We start from the raw sequence: 4665 nt of genomic DNA, 5'->3' as shown, positions 1-4665 counted from the left end.
GCAGGGCGCGCAGGTTCGGGTGGAGGATGGCGAGACCCGCTCTCTCACAGGGCAGTTGGCATCCGGGGCGATGCTGGTCACCATCGACGGCACCGGACTGGAGTACGCCGCGGCCGGTGTCGATGATCAGATCTGGCTGGCCGGTGGCGGTCGAACCATGATGTTCGAAGAACTCACCGAGGGTCCGGTGCGGCCCGATGACGCGCACAGCGGTGACGCCGAACTGACCAGCCCGATGCCCGGAACCGTGGTGGCCATCGGCGTCACAGACGGTGACGCGGTCGAGACCGGCACCGCCGTCGTCGCCGTCGAGGCCATGAAGATGGAACATTCGCTGCGCTCACCGGTGGCCGGTGTGGTGCAACTACTCGTCGCTGTTGGCGATCAGGTCAAGGTAGGACAGCCATTGGCGCGTATTGCCGCCAACGTAGAAGGGGTTCAGTCATGAGCGAATTTCTCTCCACCGGAACACTTCCCGATGAATACCGCCAGCTGGCGGAAACGGTGCGCGACTTCGCCCGCGAGGTCGTCGCCCCGGTGTCGGCCAAACACGATGCCGACCACTCCTTCCCCTACGAGATCGTCGCGGGGATGGCCGATATGGGGTTGTTCGGCCTGCCCTTTCCCGAGGAGTACGGCGGTATGGGTGGCGACTACTTCGCGCTGTGCCTGGCCCTTGAGGAACTCGGCAAGGTGGACCAGAGCGTCGCCATCACCCTCGAGGGCGGCGTATCCCTGGGCGCCATGCCGGTCTACCGGTTCGGTACCGAAGCGCAGAAGCAGGAGTGGCTGCCACTGCTCACCAGTGGGGCGGCACTGGGTGCGTTCGGGTTGACCGAAGCCGGCGGCGGCACCGACGCGGGCGCCACCAAGACCACCGCGAAACTTGAGGGCGGTGAGTGGGTCATCAACGGCTCCAAGCAGTTCATCACCAACTCCGGAACCGACATCACCCGCCTGGTCACCGTCACGGCGGTCACCGGCACGGTTGGGGACCGGCGGGAGATCTCCGCGCTACTGGTGCCGGTGCCCACGCCGGGATTCACCGCCGAACCGGCCTACGACAAGGTCGGCTGGAACGCCTCCGACACCCACCCGTTGACCTTCGACGACGTCCGGGTTCCGGAGGAGAACCTGCTGGGGGAGCGTGGCCGTGGCTATGCGAACTTCCTGCAGATCCTCGACGAAGGCCGGATCGCCATCGCCGCGCTCGCGGTGGGTGCTGCGCAGGGATGCGTCGACGAATCGGTTCGCTACGCGCGAGAGCGCGCGGCCTTCGGCAATCCCATCGCCCACTATCAGGCCATCGAGTTCAAGATCGCCCGGATGGAGGCCCGCGCACACGCCGCCCGAACCGCCTACTACGACGCCGCCGCGCTGATGCTTGCCGGCAAGCCGTTCAAGAAGCAGGCCGCGATCGCCAAACTCGTCGCGAGCGAGGCCGCCATGGACAACGCCCGTGACGCCACCCAGGTGCACGGCGGGTACGGCTTCATGAACGAGTACCCGGTGGCTCGGCACTACCGGGACAGCAAGATCCTCGAAATCGGCGAGGGCACAACCGAAGTGCAGCTGATGCTGATCGCGCGGGAAATCGGGCTGCGGTAGTTCCTAGAGCTAGTTCTCAGAGCTAGTTCTCAGGGCTGGGGGTAGGGCGCGTAGCGCTTGTTGTACCCGAGAAGGCGGGCGGTCAGCTGTGCCGCGCGCTCATCCGCGGTGACGTACACGGTGGTGCCCGGCAGGACTGTTCCGAGTTGGTCGATCGAGACCACCTCGGAGGCCACGGTGGGAGCGTTCAGTTCGGGGTCCGTGACCTTCTGGAACCGCATCGAGATGATTCCCTGGTTCAGCCCGCCGGTGGACACCCAGTTGGCCACGCCGGGATCGGTCGGCGATACCACCAGGGTGTAGGTGCCGTCCGGGTTGGCCACGGCCTGGTCATTGTTCAGGCTCGTCTGCTGGTTCCAGTAGTCATCGGTGATCGTCCAGTCGTTATAGACCGGCGCGTTGAAGAATCCGGCGCTGGCCGGGTCGATGGTCAGAACCAGTGCCTCGTCGTCGGCGAGTTGGAAGTAGCCGTTGCTCTGCAGCTGGTTGGCCAGGAATTCGGCGTTGCTGGCCGGTTCGGTCATCACGTTGGGTGCCCTGAGTTGCCCGGTGGCGGGGTCGGTGGTGGCCAGCGCCATGTACTTGGCCTCCTGATTGGCCCCCCGTACGACCATCAGCAGCGCGGTCAGCGCACCCCGCACCAACGGCGCCTCCGCGATGGCCAGCGGCGGAATCAGCGATGCGAGCGAGGCCAGCAGCGGGTTGTCATTGACCACCGAGCCGAGCAGCACAAACCCGCCGAGTTGGGCGAACAGACTGTTCGGCGGGCCGCTGACCCGGTGAACGTCAAGCGCCATCGGTTCCTCGGCGACCCAGTCGCCCAGGGTGTTTCGGGCGGCGATCAGGGTTGAGTTCGAGGTCAGCTGTAGATGGTTGGTCTGTCCGGGTGCTGCGGCCTCGCCACTGACGGTGATCACGAACGAGCCGTCCGGGCTGACATCGAGGTCGGCCAGCGTCAGGATCGACGACGTCTTCCCCGAGGTTCCCTCCAGCACACTGAAAGTGGTGTCTGCCGGGATGCCTTCGTAGAGCCTGCCGGTCAGCACGTACTCCGAGGTCTTGTTCACCGGGATGAAGCGGTAGATGGTGTCGGGGTTGTCGTAGAGCAGTCGCGAGCCGCCGACATCGAGTCCGTACCAGCTGTGCGGGGCCGCGACCTGGGTCACCACCACGGGATCCATCGGGTTGAGGATCTGCTCAGAAAACGCCGACGCGAGAGCGTACTCGTCGACCGCGTTGTCCAGTGCTTGCAGGTTCGCCGTATCGGGACCGCCGACGAGCGCGAACTGCTGATTGGCGGCAGCCAGAAAGCCCTGCCGCAGAATGAGTTTCATCACCGCCACCGGCAATGTTGCGGCGGTGTTCATGGCGATGCTCTCACGGCTGATCTGTGCCGGAGTGCCCAGTGGGCTGACCTGATTGCTGGGCGCGACTGATGCTGCGACGGATGCCCGTCGCGTGTATGCCGCGGCCGTCCGGTTGGTGGCCGTCCGGTTGATAGTCGCCTGGGCGTGCGCACCCCGTCCGCTCGTCGGGTGCGCCGAAGAACTCGAGGACACACTCGCCGAAGCGCGGGAAGGCGAGGTGCCGTCGCTGTCAGCAGACGCGGTCGCCATACCGAGCGTGGTTCCGACTCCGAGGAAGATTGCCAGTGCGCCGACCCGGCCGACGTACCTGGAGTACCCGGCCGGGGACTTCTCGGTCGATGGACGCATCGGGCCTCCTACGGATCAAGGACGAGAAGAAGACCACTGTCGATGTGGCCGGCATCACAGACGCTACATCGCCGGCAATCCGGATCAGCGCCGTTTGGCGGCCGCCAAACGGGCTTTGAACTCGGGGGACTCCACCGAGGCGGCTTGAGGTCCCAGTTCGATGTCCTTGGCCGCCTCGTGGTGCGCGACGTCGTTGAAGCCCGGTATCGCGGTGGCCCGCATCGAGGCCTTGGTGGCCAGCACCACCTCGCGGGGGGCAGCGGCCGGCCCGGCGGCCAGTTCCAGCGCGGCGGCCACCGGGTCGTCGGCGACTCGCAGCGCCAACCGGTGCCGGACGGCGGACTCGGCGTCGAAGCTCATCCCAAACAACAGTGCCGCCCGGGCAACCTCGGGCCCGACGGCCCGCTGCAGCATCCAGGTCGCGCCGCCGCCGGGATGGATCCCCAGCTTCTGGAAGCGGGGGTCGAACATGGCATGCGGTCCGGCGATGCGGACGTCGGCTGCCAGGGCCAGGTTCAATCCGGCGCCGACGGCCGCTCCGTTGACCGCGGCGATGGTCGGCAGTGTGCACCGGCCCACGGCCATGAATCCCGCGTAGATTCGTTCCAGTCCCTCGCGTGCGGCCGCGCCCAGTGCGGACAGGTCGGCCCCGGCGCAGAATGCCTTGCCGGCGCCGGTGACGACGACGGCGTGCACACCGGCGTCGCCCTCGGCGGCGCGGACCGCGTCATGCAGTTGGGCTGACATCGCATCGGTGACGGCGTTGCGCCGGTCGGGATCGTTGACCGTGATCAGCGCGACGCGGTCACGGACGTCATAGAGAACCAGTTCGCTCACGAGAAGTCAGGCTAGCCGGAAGCCGGACGTCACTCGAATGCGGCGAGTCGCAACCGCTGTAGTGGCTGCCCGTTTGCGCCGCCGGCTCGCGCGGTGATCACCCGGGAGTGGACGGGGATCAGCAGGGTCAGAAACGTCAGCGCTTCAGTGGCGAACAAATCCGCGGGGGCGACCCGCTTGAGGATCTCGCTCAGCTGCACGATCCGTGGGACCAGCCGGCCGGGGGCGGCCTCGGTGAGCCGGCGGTATGCGGGCTTGAGGGTGTCGATCAGCACCCCGGTCTCTGCAGTGGTCAGGTCGGCCGGCGTGATGTCGGTCAGGATCGTGCGGAGGTAAACCATGATCGACGCGTGTCGTAGTTCAGCGTCCTGGGCCATCGCCACGAAGTTATTGACGGCCCCGACAACTGTGTGTTCCGCAATGGACATGAAAGACCCCCCCGGGTTAAGGACACGAAACTGGGCTGAAGCCCGTGTCGATGAATTTTCGCACCGAACCGTCTGCT

General features: G+C 66.4%; 5 protein-coding genes. 2 read left to right on the top strand and 3 right to left on the bottom strand.

Going from position 1 to position 4665, the window contains the following annotated elements; all coding sequences use genetic code 11:
• Positions 1 to 448: acyl-CoA carboxylase biotin carboxyl carrier protein subunit (locus tag ACR2JI_RS15730; protein WP_526391613.1), on the top strand; the 448-nt coding region annotated here is incomplete at its 5' end.
• A complete protein-coding gene (locus ACR2JI_RS15725; RefSeq protein ID WP_526391611.1) occupies positions 445 to 1608 on the top strand; it encodes an acyl-CoA dehydrogenase family protein in 1164 nt (387 codons plus the stop codon). The genes ACR2JI_RS15730 and ACR2JI_RS15725, both read left to right, overlap by 4 nt.
• 29 nt (positions 1609 to 1637) lie before the next feature.
• Here the strand turns inward: ACR2JI_RS15725 and ACR2JI_RS15720 are convergent, their stop codons facing one another.
• From ACR2JI_RS15720 to ACR2JI_RS15710, 3 genes are all read right to left on the bottom strand, one after another.
• Positions 1638 to 3323, bottom strand: coding sequence for a DUF1214 domain-containing protein (locus ACR2JI_RS15720; RefSeq protein ID WP_526391609.1), 1686 nt, complete (start codon positions 3321 to 3323; stop codon positions 1638 to 1640).
• Positions 3324 to 3407: 84 nt separating this feature from the next.
• Complete coding sequence (locus ACR2JI_RS15715) at positions 3408 to 4160, bottom strand: enoyl-CoA hydratase (RefSeq protein ID WP_526391607.1); 753 nt, start codon at positions 4158 to 4160, stop codon at positions 3408 to 3410.
• 29 nt (positions 4161 to 4189) lie between these two features.
• The gene (locus ACR2JI_RS15710; RefSeq protein WP_526391605.1) at positions 4190 to 4588 is read right to left on the bottom strand and encodes a hypothetical protein; all 399 of its coding nucleotides are present in this window, start codon (positions 4586 to 4588) and stop codon (positions 4190 to 4192) included.
• Between the last annotated feature and the right edge of the window lie 77 nt (positions 4589 to 4665).

This window comes from Mycobacterium sp., from assembly GCF_051006775.1.
GTDB lineage: Bacteria > Actinomycetota > Actinomycetes > Mycobacteriales > Mycobacteriaceae > Mycobacterium.
Note: the sequence above shows the minus strand (reverse complement) of the source record. Positions and strands in the feature narration are given on the sequence as shown.

What these genes read in the sequence shown, in the direction of transcription:
- ACR2JI_RS15725 (WP_526391611.1), top strand. Translation starts at nt 445, where the DNA reads ATGAGCGAATTTCTCTCCACCGGAACACTTCCCGATGAATACCGCCAG.
- ACR2JI_RS15720 (WP_526391609.1), bottom strand. Translation starts at nt 3,323, where the DNA reads ATGCGTCCATCGACCGAGAAGTCCCCGGCCGGGTACTCCAGGTACGTC.
- ACR2JI_RS15710 (WP_526391605.1), bottom strand. Translation starts at nt 4,588, where the DNA reads ATGTCCATTGCGGAACACACAGTTGTCGGGGCCGTCAATAACTTCGTG.